Annotated in this window: 24 protein-coding genes; 9 read left to right on the forward strand and 15 right to left on the reverse strand. The window is 71.3% G+C overall.

The genetic code is table 11. The annotated features are described in order from the left end of the window. Positions 1-65: 65 nt before the first annotated feature. Together ACZ6Z4_RS26455 and serS are read right to left on the reverse strand one after the other, a co-directional pair. The gene (locus ACZ6Z4_RS26455; protein WP_465569577.1) at positions 66-860 is read right to left on the reverse strand and encodes an HAD family hydrolase; all 795 of its coding nucleotides are present in this window, start codon (positions 858-860) and stop codon (positions 66-68) included. Then, positions 857-2,131, reverse strand: a complete 1,275-nt coding sequence (serS, locus tag ACZ6Z4_RS26460; protein WP_465569579.1) for a serine--tRNA ligase — start codon at positions 2,129-2,131, stop codon at positions 857-859. The genes ACZ6Z4_RS26455 and serS overlap by 4 nt, the downstream gene beginning before the upstream one ends. A gap of 105 nt (positions 2,132-2,236) precedes the next feature. Here serS and ACZ6Z4_RS26465 point away from each other — a divergent pair, with 105 nt between their 5' ends. From ACZ6Z4_RS26465 to ACZ6Z4_RS26480, 4 genes are all read left to right on the forward strand, one after another. Further along, positions 2,237-3,826, forward strand: coding sequence for a bifunctional phosphatase PAP2/diacylglycerol kinase family protein (locus tag ACZ6Z4_RS26465; protein WP_465569581.1), 1,590 nt, complete (start codon positions 2,237-2,239; stop codon positions 3,824-3,826). Positions 3,827-3,967: 141 nt separating this feature from the next. Continuing rightward, positions 3,968-6,136: an MMPL family transporter gene (locus tag ACZ6Z4_RS26470; RefSeq protein WP_465569583.1), complete on the forward strand. Its 2,169-nt coding sequence runs from the start codon at positions 3,968-3,970 to the stop codon at positions 6,134-6,136. A gap of 10 nt (positions 6,137-6,146) precedes the next feature. Beyond that, the gene (locus tag ACZ6Z4_RS26475; protein WP_465569585.1) at positions 6,147-7,307 is read left to right on the forward strand and encodes a sensor histidine kinase; all 1,161 of its coding nucleotides are present in this window, start codon (positions 6,147-6,149) and stop codon (positions 7,305-7,307) included. Beyond that, a complete protein-coding gene (locus ACZ6Z4_RS26480; RefSeq protein WP_465569587.1) occupies positions 7,304-7,960 on the forward strand; it encodes a response regulator in 657 nt (218 codons plus the stop codon). Before ACZ6Z4_RS26475 ends, ACZ6Z4_RS26480 begins: the two co-directional genes overlap by 4 nt. Here ACZ6Z4_RS26480 and ACZ6Z4_RS26485 read toward each other — a convergent pair. Continuing rightward, positions 7,957-8,448, reverse strand: coding sequence for a DUF4446 family protein (locus ACZ6Z4_RS26485; RefSeq protein WP_465569589.1), 492 nt, complete (start codon positions 8,446-8,448; stop codon positions 7,957-7,959). The genes ACZ6Z4_RS26480 and ACZ6Z4_RS26485 overlap by 4 nt on opposite strands. Positions 8,449-8,547: 99 nt before the next feature. Between ACZ6Z4_RS26485 and larB the strand changes: the two genes are divergently transcribed. Together larB and larC are read left to right on the forward strand one after the other, a co-directional pair. Further along, a complete protein-coding gene (gene larB, locus ACZ6Z4_RS26490) occupies positions 8,548-9,264 on the forward strand; it encodes a nickel pincer cofactor biosynthesis protein LarB (protein WP_465569591.1) in 717 nt (238 codons plus the stop codon). Continuing rightward, the gene (gene larC, locus ACZ6Z4_RS26495) at positions 9,261-10,628 is read left to right on the forward strand and encodes a nickel pincer cofactor biosynthesis protein LarC (protein ID WP_465569593.1); all 1,368 of its coding nucleotides are present in this window, start codon (positions 9,261-9,263) and stop codon (positions 10,626-10,628) included. The genes larB and larC overlap by 4 nt, the downstream gene beginning before the upstream one ends. Here larC and ACZ6Z4_RS26500 read toward each other — a convergent pair. From ACZ6Z4_RS26500 to ACZ6Z4_RS26510, 3 genes are read right to left on the reverse strand one after another with little or no spacing between them, the layout of a single operon-like run. After that, complete coding sequence (locus ACZ6Z4_RS26500) at positions 10,625-10,942, reverse strand: cupin domain-containing protein (RefSeq protein WP_465569595.1); 318 nt, start codon at positions 10,940-10,942, stop codon at positions 10,625-10,627. The genes larC and ACZ6Z4_RS26500 overlap by 4 nt on opposite strands. A gap of 9 nt (positions 10,943-10,951) precedes the next feature. After that, complete coding sequence (locus ACZ6Z4_RS26505; protein WP_465569596.1) at positions 10,952-12,574, reverse strand: MptA/MptB family glycosyltransferase; 1,623 nt, start codon at positions 12,572-12,574, stop codon at positions 10,952-10,954. Further along, complete coding sequence (locus ACZ6Z4_RS26510) at positions 12,574-13,326, reverse strand: glycosyltransferase family 2 protein (protein WP_363676676.1); 753 nt, start codon at positions 13,324-13,326, stop codon at positions 12,574-12,576. The genes ACZ6Z4_RS26505 and ACZ6Z4_RS26510 overlap by 1 nt, the downstream gene beginning before the upstream one ends. Positions 13,327-13,530: 204 nt before the next feature. Here ACZ6Z4_RS26510 and ACZ6Z4_RS26515 point away from each other — a divergent pair, with 204 nt between their 5' ends. Continuing rightward, positions 13,531-14,727 carry an arginine deiminase gene (locus ACZ6Z4_RS26515; RefSeq protein ID WP_465569598.1) on the forward strand — a complete coding sequence of 399 codons (1,197 nt, stop codon included), beginning with the start codon at positions 13,531-13,533 and terminating at the stop codon, positions 14,725-14,727. A gap of 278 nt (positions 14,728-15,005) precedes the next feature. On the opposite strand, the gene ACZ6Z4_RS26520 is transcribed toward ACZ6Z4_RS26515, so the two are convergent. The 9 genes from ACZ6Z4_RS26520 to ACZ6Z4_RS26560 form a co-directional block, all read right to left on the reverse strand. Beyond that, complete coding sequence (locus ACZ6Z4_RS26520) at positions 15,006-15,974, reverse strand: DUF5926 family protein (protein WP_465569600.1); 969 nt, start codon at positions 15,972-15,974, stop codon at positions 15,006-15,008. A 38-nt stretch (positions 15,975-16,012) separates the two neighbouring features. After that, entirely contained in the window at positions 16,013-16,429 is a 417-nt protein-coding gene (locus tag ACZ6Z4_RS26525) for an ATP-binding protein (protein WP_363676679.1), read from the reverse strand. A gap of 173 nt (positions 16,430-16,602) precedes the next feature. After that, positions 16,603-17,460, reverse strand: a complete 858-nt coding sequence (locus tag ACZ6Z4_RS26530) for a glycerophosphodiester phosphodiesterase (RefSeq protein ID WP_465569602.1) — start codon at positions 17,458-17,460, stop codon at positions 16,603-16,605. A gap of 142 nt (positions 17,461-17,602) precedes the next feature. After that, entirely contained in the window at positions 17,603-18,940 is a 1,338-nt protein-coding gene (locus ACZ6Z4_RS26535; protein ID WP_465569603.1) for an LLM class flavin-dependent oxidoreductase, read from the reverse strand. Then, the gene (locus ACZ6Z4_RS26540) at positions 18,937-19,659 is read right to left on the reverse strand and encodes an ABC transporter ATP-binding protein (RefSeq protein WP_465569604.1); all 723 of its coding nucleotides are present in this window, start codon (positions 19,657-19,659) and stop codon (positions 18,937-18,939) included. The genes ACZ6Z4_RS26535 and ACZ6Z4_RS26540 overlap by 4 nt, the downstream gene beginning before the upstream one ends. Continuing rightward, positions 19,635-20,483: an ABC transporter permease gene (locus ACZ6Z4_RS26545; protein WP_465569605.1), complete on the reverse strand. Its 849-nt coding sequence runs from the start codon at positions 20,481-20,483 to the stop codon at positions 19,635-19,637. The genes ACZ6Z4_RS26540 and ACZ6Z4_RS26545 overlap by 25 nt, the downstream gene beginning before the upstream one ends. Continuing rightward, positions 20,480-21,532 carry an ABC transporter substrate-binding protein gene (locus ACZ6Z4_RS26550; RefSeq protein ID WP_465569607.1) on the reverse strand — a complete coding sequence of 351 codons (1,053 nt, stop codon included), beginning with the start codon at positions 21,530-21,532 and terminating at the stop codon, positions 20,480-20,482. Before ACZ6Z4_RS26550 ends, ACZ6Z4_RS26545 begins: the two co-directional genes overlap by 4 nt. 19 nt (positions 21,533-21,551) lie before the next feature. Then, positions 21,552-22,103 (reverse strand): flavin reductase family protein, encoded by a 552-nt coding sequence (locus tag ACZ6Z4_RS26555; protein WP_465569609.1) that lies wholly within the window; start codon positions 22,101-22,103, stop codon positions 21,552-21,554. A 102-nt stretch (positions 22,104-22,205) separates the two neighbouring features. After that, complete coding sequence (locus ACZ6Z4_RS26560; protein ID WP_465569610.1) at positions 22,206-22,331, reverse strand: hypothetical protein; 126 nt, start codon at positions 22,329-22,331, stop codon at positions 22,206-22,208. 116 nt (positions 22,332-22,447) lie between these two features. On the opposite strand from ACZ6Z4_RS26560, the gene ACZ6Z4_RS26565 reads away from it, so the two are divergent. Further along, positions 22,448-22,942, forward strand: coding sequence for an RNA polymerase sigma factor (locus ACZ6Z4_RS26565; RefSeq protein WP_465569612.1), 495 nt, complete (start codon positions 22,448-22,450; stop codon positions 22,940-22,942). Continuing rightward, positions 22,935-23,501 (forward strand): methylated-DNA--[protein]-cysteine S-methyltransferase, encoded by a 567-nt coding sequence (locus tag ACZ6Z4_RS26570; protein ID WP_465569615.1) that lies wholly within the window; start codon positions 22,935-22,937, stop codon positions 23,499-23,501. The genes ACZ6Z4_RS26565 and ACZ6Z4_RS26570 overlap by 8 nt, the downstream gene beginning before the upstream one ends. The last annotated feature ends 22 nt before the right edge of the window (positions 23,502-23,523 follow it).

Raw genomic sequence — 23,523 nt, forward strand, 5'->3', positions numbered from 1 at the left:
GCCACCGATCGGTGGCCGGTACTTGAAAGGCGCAGGTGGGTCGAGCCGGGCGGTGGTGGCTCGGGTCAGAACCAGCGGTTGAGTACGGCGGCCACGCCGTCGTCCTGGACCGACTTGGTCACCTCGTCGGCGGCCGCCTTCACCTCGTCCGGCGCCGCACCCATCGCGACGCCGAGCCCGGCGTACGTGAGCATCTCGATGTCGTTGCGGCCGTCGCCGATCGCGACCAGGCCGGACGCCTCGACACCCAGCTGCGCCAGCGCGACCTTCAGCCCGGTGCTCTTGTCGACACCCTCCGGCGCGATGTCCAGCCACGCGGTCCAGCCGACGAAGTAGCTGACCCCGTGCAGCCCCAGGCGCTCGGCGAGCTCGACGAAGTCGGCCTCCGAGGCGTCCGGGTCGCGGATGATCAAGCGGGTCACCGGCTCCGGCGCCAGCTCGGCGTCCGAGACCACGCGGATCGCGTCACCGCCGAGGTCGCCGTCCGGGAACGGCGCGGTCACCCGGTACCCGCCGTCGTGCTCCTCGACCGCCATCCGCGCGTTCGGCGCGTGCTCGCGGACCGAGGCGATCACGGTCGCCGGGTCGAAGGTGCGCTCGTCGACGATCTCCCCCGCCGGGTAGCTCAGCGTGCGCGCACCGTTGCTCACGACAACGAATCCGGACGTCAGCCCGAGCAGCTCGGCGACCGGCACCGTCGACTGCCAGGACCGGCCGGTGGCCAGGACGATCGGCACCTGCGCCGACGCCCGTGCGACGGCGTCGACCACGGCGGCGGAGATCCGCTCGTCGTGGTCGACCAGGGTGCCGTCGATGTCGAGCGCGATCGCCTGCGGCCGCCAGCCGGCGGTCGCCGTCATCCGCGGACCGGCTCGAGGACCTCGCGGCCCCCGACGTACGGGCGCAGCGCGACCGGGACACGGACCGAACCGTCGGGCAGCTGGTGCGTCTCCAGGATGGCGACGATCCACCGGGTGGTGGCCAGCGTGCCGTTCAGCGTCGCGACGTGGCGGGTCTTGCCGTCGGCGTCGCGGTGCCGGATGTTCAGCCGGCGGGCCTGGTAGTCGGTCGTGTTCGACGTAGAGGTGAGCTCGCGGTAGGCGCCCTGGGTTGGGACCCAGGCCTCGCAGTCGAACTTCCGGTACGCCGAGGCGCCCAGGTCCCCGGTCGCGGTGTCGATCACCCGGTAGGCCAGCTCCATCTTGTCGAGCATCTCCTTCTCCCAGCCCAGCAGCCGCTGGTGCTCCGCCTCGGCGTCCTCGAGGCTGCAGTAGGAGAACATCTCGACCTTGTCGAACTGGTGGACCCGGATGATCCCGCGGGTGTCCTTCCCGTACGAGCCGGCTTCGCGGCGGTAGCAGGACGACCACCCGGCGTACCGCACCGGGCCGTTGGACAGGTCGACGATCTCGTCCATGTGGAAACCGGCCAGCGCGACCTCCGACGTACCGACCAGGTAGAGCTCGGGCTCCTCCAGGCGGTAGACGTCGTCGTGGGCGTTCAGGTACCCGGTGCCGTCCATCACTTCGGGCTTGACCAGCGTCGGGGTGATCATCGGGGTGAAGCCGTACTCGACGGCCTGGTTGATGGCCAGCTGGAGCATGCCGAGCTGGAGCTGGGCGGCGACGCCCTTCAGGAAGTAGAACCGGGCGCCGGAGACCTTCGCGCCGCGCTCCATGTCGATCGCGCCGAGCAGCTCACCGAGCTCCAGGTGGTCGCGCGGCTCGAAGCCCTCGGCCGCGAAGTCGCGCGGCTTGCCGATCTCCTCCAGCACGACGAAGTCGTCCTCGCCACCGACCGGAGCCTGGTCGGAGACCAGGTTCGGCAGGGCGCGGGACAGTACGTCGAAGCGCTTCTCGGCCTCGTTCGCGGTCGCCTGATGGGTCTTCACCTCAGCGGCCAGCGCCTTGGTGCGCTCCAGCAGCGCGGTCCGCTCGTCGCCCTTGGCCTGCGCGACCTGCTTGCCGAGGCCGTTCTGCTCCGCCCGGAGCGCCTCGAAGGCCGCGATCGACGATCGGCGCTCGCTGTCGGCCACCAGGATCTCGTCGACCTTGGCCGGCGAATCGCCGCGCTTGGTCAGCGCGGCACGGACGACATCGGGGTTCTCACGGAGCGTTTTGGCATCGATCACACCGACAGGTTATCGGGGTGTGTCGCGGGCGCGGAATTTTATTCGGGATGATGAGCTTGCACCAGCCGGACGGTCAGGTTGATTCGAGGGGGTCACGGGCGGGCGATGAACCACCATCCACCCAGTCATCTCGGCCGTGCCGTCACGGTCGTGCTGGGTGCGTTGCCGTTCACCGTGATCACGCTGCTGGTCTTCGGCGACTGGCCGCCGCTGCGCCGCTGGGACGAGTCGGTGGCCGCGCGCGTCGCGTCGTACGGGTCCGCCCGGCCGAGCTGGGTCGACCTGTGGCAGGTGATCGACGCGGTGGTCATCCCGTGGACCATGCGGGCGGTCATCCTCGGTGTCGCGATCTACCTGTGGCACCGGCGCGCCCGCCTGCTGACGGTCTGGCTGGTCGTCTCCGCGGGCGCCGAACTGGGTCTGGTCCAGGCGGTCAAGCACATCTTCGACCGGGTCCGCCCGGCCGCGGCGCTGGTCGAGAACGACGGCTGGTCGTACGTCTCCGGGCACGCGACGGCCGCGTTCGTGATGGCCGGGGCGCTCGGGGTCGTGCTGCCGTCGGTGCGCGGCTGGCGGCGCCGGTTCCGGACGCTGGTGCTGCTGCCGACGATCGCGGTCGTCCTGCTCGCCTCCGCCGAGCGGATCTTCCTGAACGTGCACTACGTGTCGGACGTGCTCGGCGGCTGGGCGCTCGGCCTGGCCATCCTGACCGCGACCTCGATCGGCTTCGGGCTGCGGCCCGGTCTGCGCCGCAGGCGCCGTCGTACGCCGTCCGACGAAGCCCGTACGACGCCGCCGCGCGCCGCCGTGATCGTGAACCCGATCAAGGTCGGCGACGGGGTCGCGTTCCGCCGCAAGGTGACCCGGGCGCTCGCCGTCCGCGGCTTCGAGGACCCGCTGTGGCTGGAGACCCGCGAGGACGACGCCGGCAACGCGATGGCCAAGCGCGCGATCGAGCACGAGTCGGACCTGGTCCTGGTCGCCGGCGGTGACGGGACCGTGCGCGTGGTGACGGCCGCGCTGGCCTGGACCGCGATCCCGGTCGGCGTCATCCCGGCCGGCACCGGGAACCTGCTCGCCCGCAACCTGCACATCCCGCTCGACCTCGACGACGCGCTGGAACGGATCCTGGACGGCCGGGAACGCCGGATCGACCTGGTCAAGGTGCACGGTGACGGGCTCGACACCGACCACTTCGCCGTGATGGCCGGGCTCGGTCTGGACGCCGCGATCATCACCGGGGCGCCGCCGATCCTGAAGGCGCAGATCGGCTGGACGGCGTACCTGGTCTCGGCGGCCAAGAACATCAACCACCCGTCGGTGAAGGTCCGGATCGCGCTCGACGACGCCGAACCGATCGAGCGCCGGGTGCGGACCGTGGTGATCGGCAACGTCGGGATGCTGCAGGCGAACATCCCGCTGCTGCCCGACGCGCGGCCCGACGACGGGATGATCGACGTGGTGGTGATCGCGCCGCGGCGAGTCACGCAGTGGCCGCTGGTGTTCTGGCGGGTGATGACGCGGACGAAGCGGACCGAGATGTACCTCGAGCGGTTCACGGCGCGGAAGGTGGAGATCGACGCCGCCGTGGACGTACAGCGGCAGCTCGACGGCGACGGGATCGGGCCGGGGCGGTCGCTCTCAGCTGAGGTGGAGCCGGGGGCGCTCGTCGTACGGGTGCCCAAGCGCCGCTGAGGCGTACTGCGGTCGCAGCAGTCGGGCTCTCACGAACCGGTACGGATTCAGTAGTGAGCAGCCGTCTCCGGTACGACGACGCGAGGCGGTCTCCGCTGACAGCGTGAAGTCTCCTGCAACCTTCCTGATGGAGACGTCCCTGTGGCAACGATCTTGGCCCGGCTCGGCCGGTTCGCCTTCACCCGTCGCGTGCCGGTCCTGCTGGCCTGGCTGGTGATCCTGGCCGGCGCGCTGTTCGCCGGACTGACCGCGCCGGCGGTTCCCGACGACGACTTCTCGGTGCCCGGTGTCGAGTCCCAGCAGGCCTTCGAGCTGATGCGCGAGCGGTTCCCCGGGATCACCGCCGACGCCGGCGGCGCGACCGTCGTGTTCGTCGCGCCGGCGGGCCGGAAGGTGACGGCGGCGCCGTACCGAGCTGCCGTCGAGTCCGCCGTCCGGCGGCTGGCGACGGGCGACCAGGTCGCGATGGCGGGCGATCCGTTCGAGGCCGGCGCGGTCAGCAAGGACGGGTCGGCGGCGTACGCGAGCGTCATGTACGACGTACCGGCGGCCGCGGTCACGGACAGCAGTCGCGAACAGCTCGCCGCGGCCGCCGAGGTCGCCCGGACGGCAGGACTCACGGTCGAGACCGGCGGGTCCGCCCTGGAGGCCTCGGGTGGTGGCGGAGCCGCCGAGATCGTCGCGATCTCGCTGGCCGCGGTGATCCTGGTGGTGACGTTCGGATCGCTGATCGCGGCCGGGCTGCCGCTGCTCAGCGCGCTGCTCGGGGTCGCGGTCAGCATGCTGTCGACGCTGGCGGTGAGCGAGGCACTCGGGCTGTCGGCGACCACCGGCACGATGGCGCTGATGCTCGGGCTGGCGGTCGGGATCGACTACGCGCTGTTCGTGGTGTCGCGCTACCGCGAGGAGCGCGGCCACGGGCTGACTGCCGTCGACGCGGTCGCCCGGGCGCTCGGCACGGCCGGGTCCGCCGTCGCGTTCGCCGGGCTGACCGTGGTGATCGCGCTGGCCGGGCTGTGGGTGGTCGGGATCCCGATGCTGACCAAGATGGGGCTGGCCGCTGTCGTCGCGGTGGTGGTCGCGGTGCTGGTCGCGCTCACCGTCGTCCCGGCGGTGCTCGGGTTCGTCCCGGACCAGGTGCTGGCACGGTCGGCACGGACCGAGCGTCCCGGACGGGCCGGCGAGCGGTGGGCACGGTTCGTGCTGCGGCGCCCGGCCGCGGTGCTGACGGCGGGTGTGGTGCTGCTCGGCGCGCTCGCGATCCCTGCGGCCGGGCTGCACCTGGGGATGCCCGGCGACGAGTCCCGCCCGGTCACCGCGACCGAGCGACGCGCGTACGACGAACTGGCGAAGGCGTTCGGCCCCGGCTTCAACGGTCCGCTGATGATCGTCGTCGACGCCGGCGCAGCGGCCGACCCGCAGCAGGCCGCCGCCGTGGTCGCGCGGCGGGTGGCCGGGGTCGACGGGATCGTGGCGGTGTCCCCGCCGCAGTTCAACGACGCCGCCGACGCCGCGATCTTCGAAGCGGTCCCGGCGACCGGTCCGACCGACGAGGCGACCAAGGACCTGGTCCGGGCCCTGCGGGACGCGCGCGGCACGATCACCGCGGGGACCGGGGCGTCGTACCAGGTGACCGGGACGACCGCGATCAACATCGACCTGTCCGGCAAGCTCCAGAGCGCGCTGCTGCCCTACCTCGGCACGGTCGTCGGGCTCGCGATCGTGCTGCTCCTGCTGGTCTTCCGTTCGGTCCTGATCCCGGTCAAGGCCGCACTGGGCTTCCTGCTGTCGGTGGTCGCGGCGCTGGGCGCGATGGTGCTGGTGTTCCAGCACGGGTTCGCCGCGGGCCTGCTCGGGGTGCAGCAGACCGGCCCGATCATGAGCGCGGTCCCGGTCTTCATGATCGGCATCGTGTTCGGGCTGGCGATGGACTACCAGGTGTTCCTGGTCTCCCGGATCCGCGAGGCGCACGTCCAGGGCGCGGAACCGCGGGCGGCGATCGTCACCGGGTTTCGGCACAGTGCCCGGGCGGTGGTCGCGGCGGCGCTGATCATGACCGCGGTCTTCGCCGGGTTCGTCGTCGAGGACGACGCGTTCATCAAGATGATCGGCTTCAGCCTGGCCGCGGCCGTGCTGCTGGACGCCTTCGTGGTGCGGATGGCCGTCGTACCGGCGGTGCTGGCCCTGCTCGGGCGGCGCGCCTGGTGGCTGCCCGCCTGGCTGGACCGGATCCTCCCGCGCGTCGACGTGGAAGGCGACCGTCTGCGCCCGGCGCGGGAGATGATCGACAGCACCACCGCAGCGCGCTGAGAGGAGCACGATGGTCAGCCTCGAGTACGCCGAACAGCACCCGCGGCTGACCGACGCCGTCGTCGTGGTCGCGCTGCTGGGCGGCGCGGTCCTCGGGGTGAACCTGTTCACCCCGGGCGAGGGTCGCCCGGGCAACGTGTGGGTCGGGGTGGGCCTGGCGAGCGTCGCCTGCCTCGCTCTGCTGAAGGCCCGCGACCACCCGCGGGCCGTGGTGGTGCTGACCACCGCCTGCGCTGTCGCGACCGGAGCGCTCGGCTACCTGCTCACCCCGCTGCTGCTCGCGCCGGTGATGGTCGCGCTGTACTGGCTGGCCGCGACCGCTCCACCCCGCACGACCTGGCTGTACGGCGGTGTGGCGGCGGCGCTGATCGTCGGCGTCGCCGTCGGCCTGAACCTCGACGCGACCGTGCTGCTCCGCGCTGTCGGGCCGGCGTTGTGGCTGCTGCTGCCGCTCGTCGCCGGCAGCAGGGCACGGCTGCGACAGGCATGGCTGGGTGTGGTCCAGGCGCGAGCCGAGCACGCCGAGCGGACGCGGGAGGAGGAGGCGCGGCTGCGGGTGACCGAGGAGCGCCTGCGGATCGCTCGCGACCTGCACGACGTCGTCGCCCACCACCTGGCTGTCGCCAACGCTCAGGCCGGTACGGCGGCGCACCTGCTCGACACGGATCCGGCGCTCGCGAAGCAGCTGCTCAGCGGCCTGCAGACCACCACGTCGACCGTGCTGCTCGAGCTGCGCGACACCGTCGGCGTACTACGGCACGACTCGCTCGAGCCGGCGCCGGGGCTGGCGCAGCTTCCGGCGCTGCTCGACGGCTGCCGGTCGGCCGGGCTCGCGATCGAGCTCGCGGTCGTCGGCGAACCCGGGGAGGTGGCGCCCGGGGTCGACCTCACGGCGTACCGGATCCTGCAGGAGGCGCTGACCAACGCCACCCGGTACGCCGCGACGCCGGTCGCCGCGCTGCGGCTGGAGTACACCAGCAGCGCGCTGGTCGTCACGGTGACGAACCCGGTCGCGCCCGGCGCCGACGCGGAGCGCGGGGGGTACGGCATCATCGGGATGCGGGAGCGGGCGCAGGCGGTCGGAGGCGAGTTGCGGGTGAGCCGGGGCGACGAGTTCGAACTGGTCGCCGTGCTGCCGCGTTCGCCGTACGGGACGACGGTGAACGAGTGACGATCCGCGTGCTGCTGGCCGACGACCAGGCGCTGCTGCGCGGGACGTTCCGGCTGCTGATCGACTCCTGCGCCGACCTCGAGGTGGTCGCGGAGGCGGCCGACGGCGCGGAGGCCGTCGAGCTGGTCCGTCGGTACCGGCCCGACCTGGTGCTGATGGACATCCGGATGCCGGGGACCGACGGGCTGGCCGCGACCGAGACGATCTGTGCCGACCCCGCGCTGGCCGGGACGCGGGTGCTCGTGCTCACCACCTTCGAGAACGACGAGCACGTCGCGCGGGCGCTGCGCGCCGGCGCGAGCGGATTTCTCGGGAAGTCCGTCACGACGGACGGGCTGCTGGACGCCATTCGGGTGGTGGCGGCCGGGGAGAGCCTGTTGTCACCCCGGGCGACGAAGGCGTTGATCGCGCAGTTCCTTGCCGGTCGAGGACCCGCCGGTCCGCCCTCGCCGGGGCTCGACGAGCTGACGAACCGCGAGCTGGAGGTGATGCGGCTCGCCGCCGAGGGGCAGGCCAACGACGAGATCGCGCGGGAGCTGCACCTGAGCGTGCTCACCGTCCGGACCCACGTGCAGCGGGCGATGCAGAAGCTCGGTGCGCGGGACCGGGCGCAGCTGGTGGTGCTGGCCTACCGGAACGGGCTGGTGCGTTAGCTGTCGGTGGGCTGGGCGGCCTGTTTGCGGAGGGTTTCGAGGGCTTCCTCTTCCTCCGGGGACAGTTTGGCCTCGCTCTCGAACGCCTTGATCTCCTTGGCGTACGAGCGGGCGTCGTTGCGGCTGTTGATCGAGGTCAGCACGACGCCGTCGCCGTTGTCGTCGAGCAGCGCGACCGACCAGGACATCCGGCCGCCCATGTCGCCGAAGGCGTCGTACCGGACGATCGCCAGGTGCTGCAGCGAGAGCCGGACCGCGGCCTGGGTCGCGTCGAGCTGCTCGCCGAGCGTGTGCAGCTGGGCGCCGACCGTGCCGGGCTTCGGCTCGGGCCGCGGCGGCAGCTCGGTCTTCGGCGGGGTCACCGGCGCCTTCGCGGCCTCCTTGGCCGCCGCGGACTGCCCGCGGAGCGCCTGGACGGCGAACACGAGCGCGAGCACCGCCACGAACAGTGCGGCGATCCCGAAACCAGCGGCTAACGTCGAAGACACGTGCGGCAGCCTAACGGGTTGTGTGGTTTGTCAGGTGCTCTCGGTAGCGATGTGGACCTCGAATCGGCGGAAGGCTGGGCGGCGACGTAGATTCGCGGGGTGACCCATCTGCCTGATCCTGGACCTTTGCCCGGCGTTCACGACCTCGGCTACGCCCGCCTCGACACCGACCGCCTGGAGCGCACCGGCGACCCGGAGGTGGTCTACGGCGCCGGGAAGACCCCGGTGCAGATCGTGGAGCTGCTCCGGACGCTGCACGCGACGCACGGCGGTCGCGCGGCGCTGGCGACGCGGTTGTCGGTGGAGGCGCAGGAGCTGGTCGCGGCTGAGCTGCCCGACGCTGTGGTCGATCCGGTGGGGCGGACCGCCGTACTGGGGGCTGCGCCTGCGCCGAGCGGGACTGTCGCTGTGGTTTCGGCTGGTACGTCGGACGCGCCGGTTGCCGCTGAGGCGGCGACGACGGCTCGGGTGTTCGGGGCCGGGGTCGAGCTGATCACGGATGTGGGTGTGGCTGGGCTGCATCGGGTGCTCGGGGTGCGCGAGCGGCTCGCGGCGGCGGACTGCCTGATCGTGGTCGCCGGGATGGAGGGTGCGCTGCCGAGCGTCGTCGGCGGACTGACGGGGGTACCGCTGGTCGCCGTACCGACGTCGGTCGGGTACGGGGCGTCGTTCGGCGGGGTCGCCGCGCTGCTCGGGATGCTGAACTCGTGCGCGCCGGGGGTGACGGTGGTGAACATCGACAACGGCTTCGGCGCGGGTGTGTTCGCCGCGCGGGTCGCCCGCCGGGCCGCGCCGGCGGAGGTGAAGGAGCAGTGAGAGTCGCCTGGATCGACTGCTCTGCGGGGGCGTCGGGTGACATGCTCCTCGGCGCCTTCCTGGACGCCGGGGCCGATGTCGCCGCGGTGAACGCGGCCGTGGCGGCGGTCGACGCGTCGCTGTCGGTGCGCGTCGAGAAGACGCTGAGGCACCAGATCGCGGCCACGAAGGCGTCGGTGTGGGTGAACGAGGAGCCGCACCCGGAGAACGACCCGAACGCGGCGTACGCCGAGGCGCCGGTGGAGACCGGTCATGGGCACGGACATGGGCACGGCGAAGCCGGGCACGCCCACCGCGAAGCCGGAGGGCTCGGGGCGGCGGGCACCTCTCCCTCCCACCCCACCGACACGGGGGCGGGACACGGGCACGGGCATGGGCATGGGCACTCGGGTGGGACCCGCTCGTGGGCTGAGGTTCGCCGGGTGATCGAGGCCGCTGGGCTGGATGACGCCGTGCGGGATCGCGCGCTCGACACCTTCGCTCGGTTGGCTCGGGCCGAGGGCGCGGCGCACGGGGTCGAGCTGGACGAGGTGCACTTTCACGAGGTCGGGGCGTTGGACGCCATCGCCGACATCGTGGGCGTCGCGGCCGCGTCCGTTTCGCTCGAGCTGGACCGGATCGTGGTGTCGACGATCGCGCTCGGCGGTGGCCGGCAGGTGCGCGGCCAGCACGGCGGGATTCCGATCCCGGGGCCTGCGGTGCTGCATCTGCTGCGCGAGGCCGAGGCGCCGGTGGTCGGCGGCACCGCGCCGTACGAGATGACGACGCCGACCGGCGCCGCGCTGCTGGCGACGCTGGCCGACGAGTTCGGGCTGATGCCGCCGGTGCGGATCGTGCAGACGGGTGTCGGCGCGGGTGGGCGGGACCCGGTCGAGGTGCCGAACATCGTGCGGGTGGTGATCGGTGAGGCGACCGTGCAGCCGGCGACCGAGCTGGTCTACGAGACGAACGTCGACGACCTCGACCCGCGGATCTGGCCGCAGGTGCTCGCGCGGCTGCTCCAGGCGGGCGCGGCGGACGCGTGGCTGACGCCGATCCTGATGAAGAAGGGCCGCCCGGCGCACACCCTCTCGGTGCTGGTGAGCAGCCCGAACGCCGAGCTCGTCCGCTCGGTGATCCTGACCGAGACGTCCGCGATCGGGCTGCGCGAGTTCCCGATCCGCAAGCACGCGGCGGACCGTGAATTCGCCAGCGTCGAGGTCGGCGGGCAGTTGATCCACGTCAAGATCGCCCGGTACGGCGGCCAGGTGGTCAACGTGCAGCCGGAGTACGAGGACGTGGTCACCGCGGCGACGGCGCTCGACAAGCCGGTCAAGTCGGTGCTCGCCCAGGCGATCGCCGCCGGCCACGACCTCTGGAGTTAACGCCCCGAGTACGGCGGGGCGAAGAAGACGAGCAACGCCAGGTCCTCGGTGACGTCGGTGAAGCGGTGCGGCTCCTCGGCCGCCACGAACAGCACGTCACCGGGGCCGACCGGCTCCTTGCCGTCCGGCGTCACGATGAACGCCCGCCCGGCCGTCACCACGTAGATCTCGTCCTCGTGGTGCGGCGCCTGGTCGTCGACGCCGCCGGCCGGGATCGAGTACGTGCCGACCGAGAGCGACTCGGTCCGCAGGTGCTCGGCGAAATGGTTCGGCTCCGCGGTCTGGTACTGCCCCGCCCCCACAAGCTTCTGCATCGGCAGAGACTAGCTGCTGACCGTCTTTTCCACAGGCGCTTTGGTCTTGCGCTTCGGCCAGTCGTAGGGCCACCACTGCGCCCCACCACGCCGGGCCCACAGGATCAGCAGCACCAGGACGGCCAGCTCGACCGCCGGCGTCACCGTGTCGCGCAAGCGCGCGCTGAACCACTCCAGCGAGTCCGACAGCGACGCCGCGACCTGCCGGGCGTTCGGATCCCGGCCGGGCACGTAGGCGATCGCGAGCATCGTCGTCCGGATCACCATCAGCTTGTCGACCTTGGACGCCGCCACCGCGGCCAGCGCCGTCCAGGCGATCAGGTCGTACCAGGGCAGCGTGTACATCGCCGTCAGCAGCCAGGCGACGGCGTAGATCGCCGTGTACCGAATGGCCGCGGGCGTCGGGTCGTCGGGGTGCGTCTGCGGGACCAGCGACTTCGGGAACACCTGCGAGAGCAGGATCGCCACGAAGATCAGCCCGATCCAGGCCGCGATCCCGATGATGGTCCGCACCAGCGCCCCGGGCAGGAACAGGTCGAACAGGCTGAAGATCACCTTGTGCGGCGTGCCGGTGGAGATGAACGACGTCTGCGAGCGCGCCTGCTGGAAGGCCTGCAGGCCGACCACGGCGTACAGGCCGGCCATCGAGACGCCGCCGCCGAGGCAGAACATCAGCGCGCGCCGGCGATCGGCGCGCAGCGACCAGAGCATCGCGACGCCGACCAGGCCGATCGACAGTTTCGTACAGCCCGCGACGCCGAGCATGATCCCGGCCGCGAACACGTGCCGGCGGAACAACACCAGCGCGATCACCGCGAACATCACCGCGATCGCGTCGTTGTGCGCGCCGGCCAGCACCGTCCACAGCAGCAGCGGGTTGGCCAGGGCGAGCATCGCGATCCGGCGGCGGTTGACCAGGTCGGGACCGACCAGCTTCAGCAGCAGGAGCCCCGAGACGATCAGGCTGACCGCGACGGTGAGCTGCAGCATCCAGACCGTGAGCTGCATCGAGTCGCCGCCGACCCACGACGAGAACCACTGGATCCAGGTCGCGATCGGGCCGTAGACGCTGCGCGCGCCCTGCCAGGGGCGTTCGGTCGCGGCGATCACCGAGTCGTACCCGAGGCGGATCGTGTCGGCGGGAGCGGTCGTGTACGGGTTGCCGCCCAGCGTCTGGATCCGGCCGTACGCCGCGTAGATCAGCACGTCGCCGGAGGCCATCGGCGGGACCAGCGTGATGGCGGCCGTCGTACCGATGCCGAGGGCAACCAATCGCTGGACCCGCGGCGCCCAGCCGTGCTTGAGCGCGCGGGTCGCGAGGTAGACGCCGTACCCGCCGAGCAGGATCGCGACGTAGATCATCACCGTGACGAGCCAGTCGTTCGGCTTGCTGTCGAACCAGTACGACGGGAGCCAGGCGTGCCGGTTGGTCAGGGTGAGGACGACGACCGACGGGCCGAGCAGGCCGGCGGCGACGATGAGGGCGGTGGAGATCAGGTACAGGCCGACGGCGCGGCGGCCGTCGCGGTTCGCGCGGGCGGATTGCTGGTCGGTACTTGACGTGCTTTCACCAGCCGGGCTAGCTCCGGCGGTCGACTCGTCGGTGCTGGGCGTCGGGCGGTCAGCGCTCATCACGACGACTTCCGCGAGGGCAGCGCGCTGCGGGCGGCGAGCGCCCGGCGTACGTGCAGGAACTGGCGGCCGCGGTGCAGCTGGCCGCGCAGGTCGGTCCCGGTGGCCCGGTGCCGGACCTCGATCGGGACCTCGATGATGCGGAAGCCCTTGCGCCCCAGATCGATGCTCAGCGCCGCCTCGACACCGAACCCGCTCGCCAGCGGCAGCGCCGCGTCGAAAGCCGCGCGGGTCAGGCAGCGCTGACCGGACAGCGGCTGCTCCGGCGCCCAGCCGGTCGCCTGCTCGATCCCGTCCCGGGCCAGCCGGACGACGAACCCGCGGCCGCCGGCCTTGCTCCCGTCGGCGCGGACCTGGGTCGGCAGTGTCCCGATCGTCATGTCGGCGCGGCCGTCCTGCACCGGCGCGATCAGCGGCTCGGCGCCGGTCGCGGTGTCGGTCAGGTCGGCGTCCAGGAACAGCAGGTGCCGGGCGCGGGCGCCGTCGCGCCGCGCGACCTCCGCGGCGCCGGTCTCCATCGCCGCGGCCTTGCCCTGGTTCCGCTCGTGCCGGACGACGACCGCACCGGCCCGCTCGGCCTCGGCGGCGGTCTCGTCGGTGGACCCGTCGTCGACCACGACGACCAGGTCGACACCGACCAGCTTGCGGACGGCGTCCACGGTGGCCGCGATCCGCGCGGACTCGTCCTTCGCCGGAATCACGCAGGCAACCCCACGCTGCGGCTCGACCGACGGCTGATCATTCCCGGACACAGCACCGCAGCCTAATTGCTCCCGAGCCGATCGCTGGCCTCCGGACCCGCTCCCTGTGGACATCTCGTTCTTTCGAAGGACCGGCTCCGGTTCGCTTTCCTTCAAAGATTGTCGGACAATCAGACACATTCGTCCATCCGTACGGCGGCCGCCGCGCTGCCGTAGCGTGGACAGCACCCCGGAACCGCGACGAGAGGGACAGGCATGAGCCAGCCGTACGGCGTCGACAGCGAGGTCGGCCCGCTCCGAACCGTGATGCTGCACCGGCCGGGCAACGAGCTGCGCCGGCTCACCCCGCGCAACAACGACAAGCTGCTCTTCGACGGCCTGCCCTGGGTCGGCCGCGCGCAGGACGAGCACGACGCGTTCGCCCAGGCGCTGCGCGACCGCGACGTCGAGGTGCTCTACCTGGGCGAGCTGCTGACCGAGGCGCTGACCGATCCCGACGCCCGCGCGACCGCGGTGGCCGGCACGATCGAGGACCTCCGGCTCGGCGACACGCTGCGCAACTACCTGCGCGACGCGCTCAGCGCGCTCGACCCGGACCAGCTCGCCGAGGCGCTGATGGCCGGCGTACGGAACGACGAGGTGCGGGCCGGTGGCCTGGTCACGTCGCTGCTGGCGCACGAGGACTTCCTGATCGACCCGCTGCCGAACCTGCTGTTCACCCGCGACTCGAGCGTCTGGATCCGGGACAACGTCGCGGTGACGTCGCTGGCGATGCCCGCGCGAGTCCGGGAGAGCCAGCTGACCGACCTCATCTACAGCTTCCACCCGCGCTTCGCGGGGGCCGAGAAGGTGTACGACCACCAGCTCGAGCACGTCGAGGGCGGCGACGTCCTGGCGCTCGGTCCCGGCGTACTGGCGGTCGGGGTCGGCGAGCGGACGACGCCGGCCGGTGTCGAGCGGCTGGCCCAGCGGGTGTTCGCCAAGGACCTCGCACACACCGTTCTCGCTGTACCGATCGCTCAGCAGCGCGCGACCATGCACCTGGACACGGTCTGCACGATGGTCGACGTCGACGCCGTGCTGATGTACCCGAACATGGCCGAGGAGATGCGGGCACTGGCTGTCACCGCCGACGGCGACCAGCTGCACGTCGCCGAGCCGGAGCCGTTCCTGGTCGCGGCCGCGAAGGCGCTCGGGATCGACACCCTGCGCCGGATCGACACCGGCCTCGACCCGGTCACCGCCGAGCGCGAGCAGTGGGACGACGGCAACAACACCCTCGCGCTGGCCCCGCGGGTCTGCATCGCCTACGAGCGGACCGTGGAGACCAACGCGCGGCTGGAGGAGTCCGGGATCGAGGTGATCCGGATCTCCGGCTCCGAGCTCGGGTCCGGCCGCGGCGGGCCGCGCTGCATGTCCTGCCCGGTGCTCCGCGCGCCGATCGGTGGTTGAAGGCGCAAGTAAGCCTGACGACACGCGGAGTGAAATCGGGGGTTGTCGTGAAGGCAACTTGTGAGTACTCTTCATGCCTAGGCCCAGGCCCTGTTGCTCCCCCGTCAGCAGGACTTGGGCCGTCCACGTTGCGAAGGCCCCCGCACTTCAGGTGCGGGGGCCTTCGCGTTGCGTGGAGGGGCTCGGACACCATCCGGGGGCCTCGGACAGGAAATAACGTGTCCGAGGCCCCGCGGAGGTGTTCAAGATGCCGGCTGCGCGCCCGGGGTCGGTGGCCGTCAGCGGATGGTGAGCTGACGGCTGGCCAGGCCGGCCTTCGCCGCGCGCTCCTCGGTGCTGAGCGGCGTACCGGCCTTCAGTGCCTTGTCGAGCGCGGTCTGGAAGTCCGCGGCCGGCTTCTCCAGGTCGGCGGCCTCGGTGTCGGCCGGCAGCTCCCAGACCGGGGCGAGCACGCCCAGCGCCCGGAACGAGCCGATCAGCCGGCTGCCGTCGACCAGCGCCGACGTACCGGCCGCGTGCAGCCGGGCCAGCGCGTTCAGCAGGTCGTCCTCGCTGTGCGGCATCACCCAGCGCAGGTACCGGCGGTCGCCGATCTGCGTCCAGTACGCCGCCTCGACCGACTCCAGCCGGACCGTCGGGGCCGCGGCCGCGTTGGCCCGCTCCAGGCCCGCGGCGACCTCGCCGGTCGGGTCCTCGACGTTCTCGCCGACCCAGAAGTCGAAGCCCTCGTGCACCTTGGCGACGATCGGCTGCTTGGTGTCGATCAGGTCCTGCAGCCGCGGGCCGTCCTTGAGCAGGTCGCCGAGCTGGATCGGGTTGCCCGGCTCGGTGGCCAGCGCCGCGGTGATCGCGTGCGCGACGTCGCGGCTGGGGTCGCCGGTCGAGGCGTGGGTCTGCAGGCCGATCCAGATCGTCTCGTCGTCGCGGACCAGACCCGGCATCGCCATCGGCAGCAGGGTGACCAGGTTGACCTTCTTGCCCTTGTGCTCGCCGGTCAGCGTCACTTCCGCCGTACCGGCCGGGACGATCTCACGGAACGCGATCAGGTCGCACTCGGCCGGCAGCCCCTCGAAGGGCCGGACCACGAACGCGTCGGCGGCCTGCGCCCGGTCCTTGCCGTGGCACTGCTTGAACCGCTTGCCCGAACCGCACGGGCAAGGCTCCCGCGGGCCGACGTCGACCAGGTCGGCCGGGTCGAGCTCGACGGTTGTCGTGTTCTTGGCGCGGTTGCGCGACTTCTTTCCCATGCACCGCAGTCTTGCAGGATCTTCCCGCGGAGAGTTAGTCAGAGCGGTACGACGGCATGCACGGTCCGGCTCTTGTCGCCGGTGCGGACGCCCCAGTCGGAGCTGAGCATGTCCACGATCGCCAGCCCGCGGCCGCCGATCGACTCCGGGTGCGCCTCGACGATCCGCTGCGGCTCGGTGTCGCCGCGACCGTCGGTGACCTCGATGTGCACCCCGGCCTTGTCGACCCACCAGGTGGCCCGGACGTCACCGGTCGGCAGCGCCGGCGCGTACCGGATCGCGTTCGAGAGCAGCTCCGACAGGACCAGCTGCGCGTCGTCGCAGGTGGGTTCGGCGACCTGGGCCCGGATCAGGAAGTCGTGAAGACGGCGACGGGCGGCCGCCACCGCGGACACTTCGTGCGGCAGGACGACGTCCACGACGCTCACGTCGGCGGGCATGGTCGCAGAGGACAAGCAGGGTCTCCTCGGGTCGGAACAGCACTAGCACATCTGCCCACGATCAAGGGCTTGAAAACCCCTGTGAGAGTTCTGTTACACGACAGCGGGCAAATCAAGAGAATTGAACGTACAAATCACTCAGTGCATTCAGGCGATCACGAAATGCCTTGATAAAACTGAGAAGTAGTTCAGCGGCGGCGGGTCAGCCGGCGCCGGGTCCGCGACGGCGGCAGCGGCGGCCGGTCCGGGTTCTCGGCCAGCGTCGCGATCGCGACCTCCGGGCGGTCGCTGATGATCGCGTCCACCCCGAGCGCGTGGCAGTGCCGGACGTCCTCGGGGGTGTTCACCGTCCAGACGTGCACCTGGTGACCGTGCTTGTGTGCCCGGTCGACGTACTCCGGGTGCGCGGTGACGAGCTCCAGGCTCGGACCGGCGTACGAGACTCCGGTCGGCAGCGACCCGTCGCGGAAGCGCAGCGGGACCCGGTCCATCAGCAGCACCGTCCGTACGCCGGGCGCCATCGTCCGCATCCGGCGCAGCGACAGCCAGGAGAACGACATCACCCGGACCGGCGACTCCGACCCGATCCGCGGGTGCGCCCACCCGAACCGGTCCAGCGCCTCGATCAGCCGGCGCTCCACCAGCCCGGCGTACCGGGTCGGGTGCTTGGTCTCGATCGCCAGCTCGATCGGCCGCCCCGCGTCCCGCACGGTCGCCAGCAGCGTGTCCAGCGTCAGCACCTTGGTCAGGTCCGGGCTCGGCAGCTCCGCCTCGTCGTCCAGGTCGGCCCACGGGTTCTTCCACGACCCCCAGTCGAACCCGTCCAGCTCCTCCAGGCTCATCGTCGACAGCACCCCCCGCCCGTTGGAGGTCCGGTCGATCCTGCGGTCGTGCACACAGACCAGGTGCCCGTCGGAGGTCAGCCGGATGTCGCACTCGAGCCCGTCCGCCCCGGCTTCGACCGCACGCTGGTACGCCGCCAGCGTGTGCTCGGGACTGACCTCACTCGCGCCGCGATGAGCAACAACGCTCGGGCGTTTCGCCATGGCTCAACTCTGGCACGGGTGTTCGTCAGCGTGTCACTCAGCCACGCCGCCGGCTCGGAAATCGGTTGCCGATTTGCCTCGCGAGCTCTGACCGAGCGCCGGACGGCAGCGGAGGGGCTGCCGTCCGGCTGGGAACGACCGCTCAGGCTGTTGCCTCCTGCAACGACGCGGTCCGGCCTGCGGGACGCGGGAGGCCGTAGTGGTCGCGGAGCGTCGTACCGGTGTAGTCCTCCCGGAAGAGACCCCGCTGCTGCAGGATCGGGACGACCTCGTCGGTGAAGGTGACCAGGCCGGACGGGAGGACCGGGGGCATGATGTTGAAGCCGTCGGCGGCGCCGGCTTCGAACCAGGACTGGATGGCGTCGGCGACCTGTTCGGGGGTGCCGGTGAAGGTGCGGTGGCCCCGGCCGCCGCCGAGGCGGCCGATCAGCTGGCGGACCGTCAGGTTCTCGCGGCGGGCGAGGGTGACGATCAGGGTGTAGCGGGACTTCGCACCCTCGATCTCGTCCTCGTCGGGGAGGTCGGCGGGGAGAGGCTGGTCGAGGAGGAGGTCCTCGGGGGCCACCCGCAGCGTGCGGGCCAGTTGCTGGCGGGCGTACTCGGGTTTGATCAGGTCGTCCAGGGCGCGTTCCAGGGCGAGGGCCTCGGTCTCGGTGGAGCCGATGACGGGGACGATGCCAGGGAGGATCTTCAGACCGTCGGGGTCGCGACCCAACGCCGCCGTCCGAGACTTGAGGTCGGCGTAGAAGGCCTGGGCGTCCTCGAGCGTCTGCTGGGCGGTGAAGACCGCTTCCGCGTAGCGGGCGGCCAGGCCCTTGCCGTCTTCCGAGGAGCCGGCCTGGACGATCAGGGGATGGCCCTGCGGGGAGCGCGGGAGGTTGAGCGGGCCGCGGACCTGGAAGTGGCGGCCGACGTGGTCGATCGGGGCGACCTTCGCGTTGTCGCCCCAGACACCGGACTCCTTGTCGGCCAGCGTCGCGTCGTCCTCCCAGGAGTCCCAGAGCTTGAACGCCACCTCCAGGAACTCCGCGGCCCGGTCGTAGCGGTCCGCATGGGCGGGCTGGTCGGCCAGGTTGAAGTTCTTCGCGGCGTCCGGCCCGGCGGTCGTGACGACGTTCCACCCCGCGCGCCCCACGCTGACATGGTCGACGCTCGCGAATCGGCGGGCCAGGTTGTACGGATCGTTGTACGTCGTACTGGCGGTCGCGATCAGCCCGATCCGGGACGTCGCGGCGGCGATCGCGGTGAGCAGCACGGTCGGCTCCAGCGACCCGGCCGGGCGCCGGCCGACGTCGCTGAACAGCACCGGCGAGTCGGCGAAGAAGATCGAGTCGAACTTGCCGCGCTCGGCGGTCCGGGCCAGCTCCTGGTAGTGCCCGACGTCGGTGTTGGCGACCGGGTTGCTCTCCGGGAGCCGCCACGACGCCTCGTGGTGACCGGTGCTCATCAAGAACGCGTTCAGGTGCAACTGCCTGCTCACAGCGAAACCCCCAGGGCATCGAGAAGTCGGGTCCGGACGGCGGCGAACGCCGGGTCGGCGGAGCTCCTGGGCGGAGCCAGCTCGATCCGCTCCTCGGCGACCACGCGGCCCTCGTCGAGCACGATCACGCGGTCGGCGAGCACGATCGCCTCGTCGACGTCGTGCGTCACCAGCAGTACGGCGGGTTGGTGCGCGGCGCAGAGCTTGCGCAGCAGCACGTGCATCTTGATCCGGGTCAGCGCGTCCAGCGCGCCGAACGGCTCGTCGGCGAGCAGCAGCGCGGGTTCGCGGACCAGCGAGCGGGCCAGTGCGACCCGCTGCTGCTCGCCACCGGACAGCTCGTTCGGCCAGGCGTTCTCACGCCCCGCGAGCCCGACCTCGTCGAGGCTGCGCAGCCCGCGCTCCGAGGCGTCCCGCAGCCCCAGTACGACGTTGTCGAGAACGCGGGCCCAGGGCAACAATCTGGAGTCCTGGAAGACCACCGACACGTTCTCCGGCACCACCAGCTCGCCGGTCCCGGTCACGTCGTGGTCCAGCCCGGCCAGCGCGCGCAGCAGCGTGCTCTTGCCAGAGCCCGATTTCCCCAGCAGGGCAACGAATTCCCCCGGTGCGATGCTCAGGTCGAGATCGTCGAGCACCGCGCGGTCGCCGTACGAGCGGACGAGTCCGCGGACCTCGACGGCCTTCGTCAGCGTCAGTCCGCCAGTGTGCGTCGCCATGACAGGGCCCTCCTCTGGATCAGGCGGACGGCTCCGTCGGAGAGCAGCCCGAGGACGCCGTACAGGACCAGGCCGACGATGATGATGTCGGTCTGCCCGTAGGTGCGGGCCAGCTCCATCATGTAGCCGATCCCGCTGGTGGAGTTGATCTGCTCGACCACGACCAGCGACAGCCAGGCGCCGGTGACCGCGAACCGCAGGCCGAGCAGGAAGCCCGGCAGCGCGCCGGGCAGGACGACGCGGCGGATGAACGTCCACCGCGACAGGCCGACCGTCTGCGCCAGCTCGACGTACCGGCTGTCGATCGTGCGCAGGCCGTTGTGGGTGTGGATGTAGATCGGGACGAAGACGCCGAGCGTGATCGTGGTGACCTTCATCGTCTCGCCGATGCCGAGCCACAGGATCAGCAGCGGCAGCAGCGCCAGCGACGGGATCGCGCGCTTGATCTGGATCGGCCCGTCGAGCACCGCCTCGCCGATCCGGCTCAGGCCGGACAGCAGCGCCAGCACGGTGCCGAGGACGATGCCCAGGCCGAGCCCGAGGAACGCCCGCTGCGTCGAGGTGATCAGGTTGGACTGCAGCCGGCCGTCGGCGATCAGGTCACCGGTGGTGGTGACGACGGTCCACGGCGCGGAGAGGATCCGCGGGTCGAGCCACCCGGCGGCCGAGCCGATGCTCCAGATCACCAGCAGCAGCACCGGTCCGATCAGCGCGCCGAAGCGGATCGGCTTGCCCGGTCCGAGCCGGCGGCGCCGTCGTACCGGCTGGGTTGTGACCGCCTTCGAAGCCCGTACCCCGGTCAGTGTCGCCGCTGAGCCGCTCACTTGGCCGCCGCCTTGATCGCGTCGGCCGCGACCGGCTGGAAGCGCAGGTCGTACAGGTCGGCGGCCTTGATGTCCTTGTTGCCGGTCTCCTTGGACAGCAGGTCGATGGTCTCCTGCTGGCGGGTGATCGCGGCGCTCCAGTCGTTGGTGATCTCCGGATGGCCGGCGTTGTCGACCAGCCACTGGCCGTCGGCGGTGGTCAGGCCCTGGTCCTTCACGTAGTAGCCCTCGATCCATTCCTTCGGGTGCTTGTCGATCCACTCCTGCGCGACACCCCAGGCGGCGACGTACGCGCGGATCGCGGCCGCCTTGTTGCTGTCCTCGAGCGACGAGGTCAGCGTGTAGAGGTGCCCGGCGTCGTCGCGGATGCCGTGCTGGATCGTGGTCGCGCCGTCCTTGCCGTACTTGGTCAGGTAGCGCTTGATCGCGACGCCGCCGATCGGGGCGACCTCGACCTGCTTCGCGGCCAGCGCGTTCGGGTAGATGTCACCGGTGCTCGGCAGCTCGACGAGCTTCACGTCGTCCTTGGTCAGCCCGGCCTTCTTCAGCACCTTGAGCACCAGCGCACCCTGCGCCTGCCCCGGGCTGTACGCGATCTTCTTGCCCCGCAGGTCCTGCAACGTCTTGACCGGTACGCCGGGCGCGACGCCGAGCTGGTAGATCGGGTGGTTCAGCGCGTCCTGGCGGAACTTCGAGGCGACGATCTTCACCTGCAGCCCGGTCCAGGTGGCGTGGATCGGCGGGATCTCCGCGACCGAGCCGAGGTCGAGCGCCTTGGCCCGGAACGCCTCGGTGGTCTGCGGACCGCCGCTCAGGTTCGCGAACTGGACGAACTTGTCGACCTTGCCGAGCTGGCCGGACAGCTCCAGCGCCTTCTGGGTGGTGGGATCGCCGACGACGATCTTGACGCCGTCCGGTACGGCGGACGTCGGCAGCGCCGCGTCGAGCGCGAGCTTCGGGCCACCACCGGCCTCGGCGGCACCGCCGCAGCCGGCCAGTGCCACCAGCGCGACGGCGCCGAGCACTGCAACGAGATTTCTCTTCGACATAAGGGGATTCCTCATCAGATCAGGCGGTGGTGACGTACTGGCCGTCGTGGTAGAGCAGCGGATCGTGCTCGCGGCGTTCGGCGTGCACGGCCAGGCGGGCCACGACGATGTGGTTGCCGCCGACGGCGAAGCGGTGCTCGACCAGCGCGCGCAGGTAGCTCGGCGCGTCGTCCAGGACGGGTTCGCCGGTGCGCAGCCGCGACCAGCGGGTCGGGTCGGCGAAGCGGTCGATGCCGCTGGTCGCGAACCGGCCGGCCAGGTCGCGCTGCCCGGCGTCCAGGAAGTTGATCACCACGCTCTGGGTGGACTGGATGGTCGGCCAGCTGGACGCCGTGGTCGCGATCGAGAACGAGACCAGCGGCGGGAGCGAGCTGACCGAGACCAGTGAGGTGGCGGTGAAGCCGGCCGGGCCGTGGCCGGCGTCGGCGGTGATCACGACGACGCCGGCGGCGTGCCGGCGGAACACGGAGCGGAACAGGTCGGCGTCGACGGTCCGCTCGTCCAGGTGGTCGGGCACGACGGTGAGCCCGGGACGGTGGTTCTGGGCAGGGTTGATCGCGTGGACGGACATGACACTCCCTCTGGGCAGGGGTGAACCCGGCGGCGGATCTCTGCGGTGGGCCGCGACCGGTGCGGGTGATCGTGCGGGGCCTCGACGGGCCTCAGGCGGCTGTCAGCGACAGGTCGCGCTGGCCGTCCGCATCTGGTCGATGACGCGGCGGCGGGTGAACAGACGGCTGGTCAGCACGAGGGTGAAGTCCCCTCGACCGCTCTCGCGGCGCTGCCTGGTCGTCGTCATGTCAATTACTGTCTCATCAAAGTCGACTGGAAAACTAGACAATCTCGGCATCCGGGACAGGAGTCCAGGAGCGCGCCGACTCACACGTCGCCGCGACGGTGCGTTCTACTGGCGTGATGGCTACGAACAAGACCGGCCTGCCGCCGTTCCAGGCGCTCATCGACGAGCACTGGCGCGACGTGATCAGGCTGGCCCGGGCCCTGGCCGGGCCGGTGGACGGCGACGACGTCGCGCAGCGCGCCTGGGAGAAGGCGTTCGCGGCGTACCCGAAGCTGACCTCGGCGAAGAACCTGCGGAGCTGGCTGCTGACGATCACCGCGCGGTGCGCGACCGACGTGCACCGGGCGCGGAGACCGCAACGGCCGCTCGACGAGGCACCGCCGGTCGCGGTCGACGGGCCGGACGCGACGGACTGGCCCGATCCCGAGCTCTGGCAGGCGGTCGGCGCACTGCCCGAGCGGCAGCGGTACGCCGTCACGCTCAAGTACGTCGGCGACCTCGACCACCACGGAGTGGCCGCCGCCCTCGACACCACCCCGGCCGCGTCGCGTCGCCTGGTCAGCGACGCGCTGGCCACCTTGCGCAGCACACTCGGAGTTGATGATGACTGACCTCGAAGGACGCCTCAGCCGCCTCGACGGACCACCCGCCCGCCCGCCGGTGCTCCCGACCGCCGACGTCGCCTACACCCTGCACGACACCCCGATCGGCCGGATGCTGCTCGCCACCGCGGGCGGCAAGGTCGTCGCCAGCTCGTTCGGCGACGAGGAGACGATGACGCACCGGCTGGCCCGCGCGATCTCGCCGCGGGTCCTGCGGCAGTCGGCGCCCCTGGACGACGTACGGCGCCAGCTCGACGAATTCCTGGCCGGGCAGCGGCGAACGTTCGACCTGGAAGTCGACCTGACGCTGGCGACGGATTTCCAGCGCCTGGTCCTGACCGACCTGCCGCGCTTCACGGCGTACGGGCGAACGACGACGTACGGCGCGCTCGCGGGCGACATCGAGCGACCCAAGGCGGCCCGGGCCGTGGGGACCGCGCTGGGCGCGAATCCCTTGTGCGTGGTGCTTCCCTGCCACCGGGTGATCGGGGCGGGCGGCGCGCTCACCGGGTACGCCGGCGGCCTCGACGCGAAACGCTTCCTTTTGAATCTTGAATCGAAAAGCTGAGTTTTCCACCGGTCGGGAGAAA

Source organism: Kribbella sp. NPDC104740 (assembly GCF_055583505.1).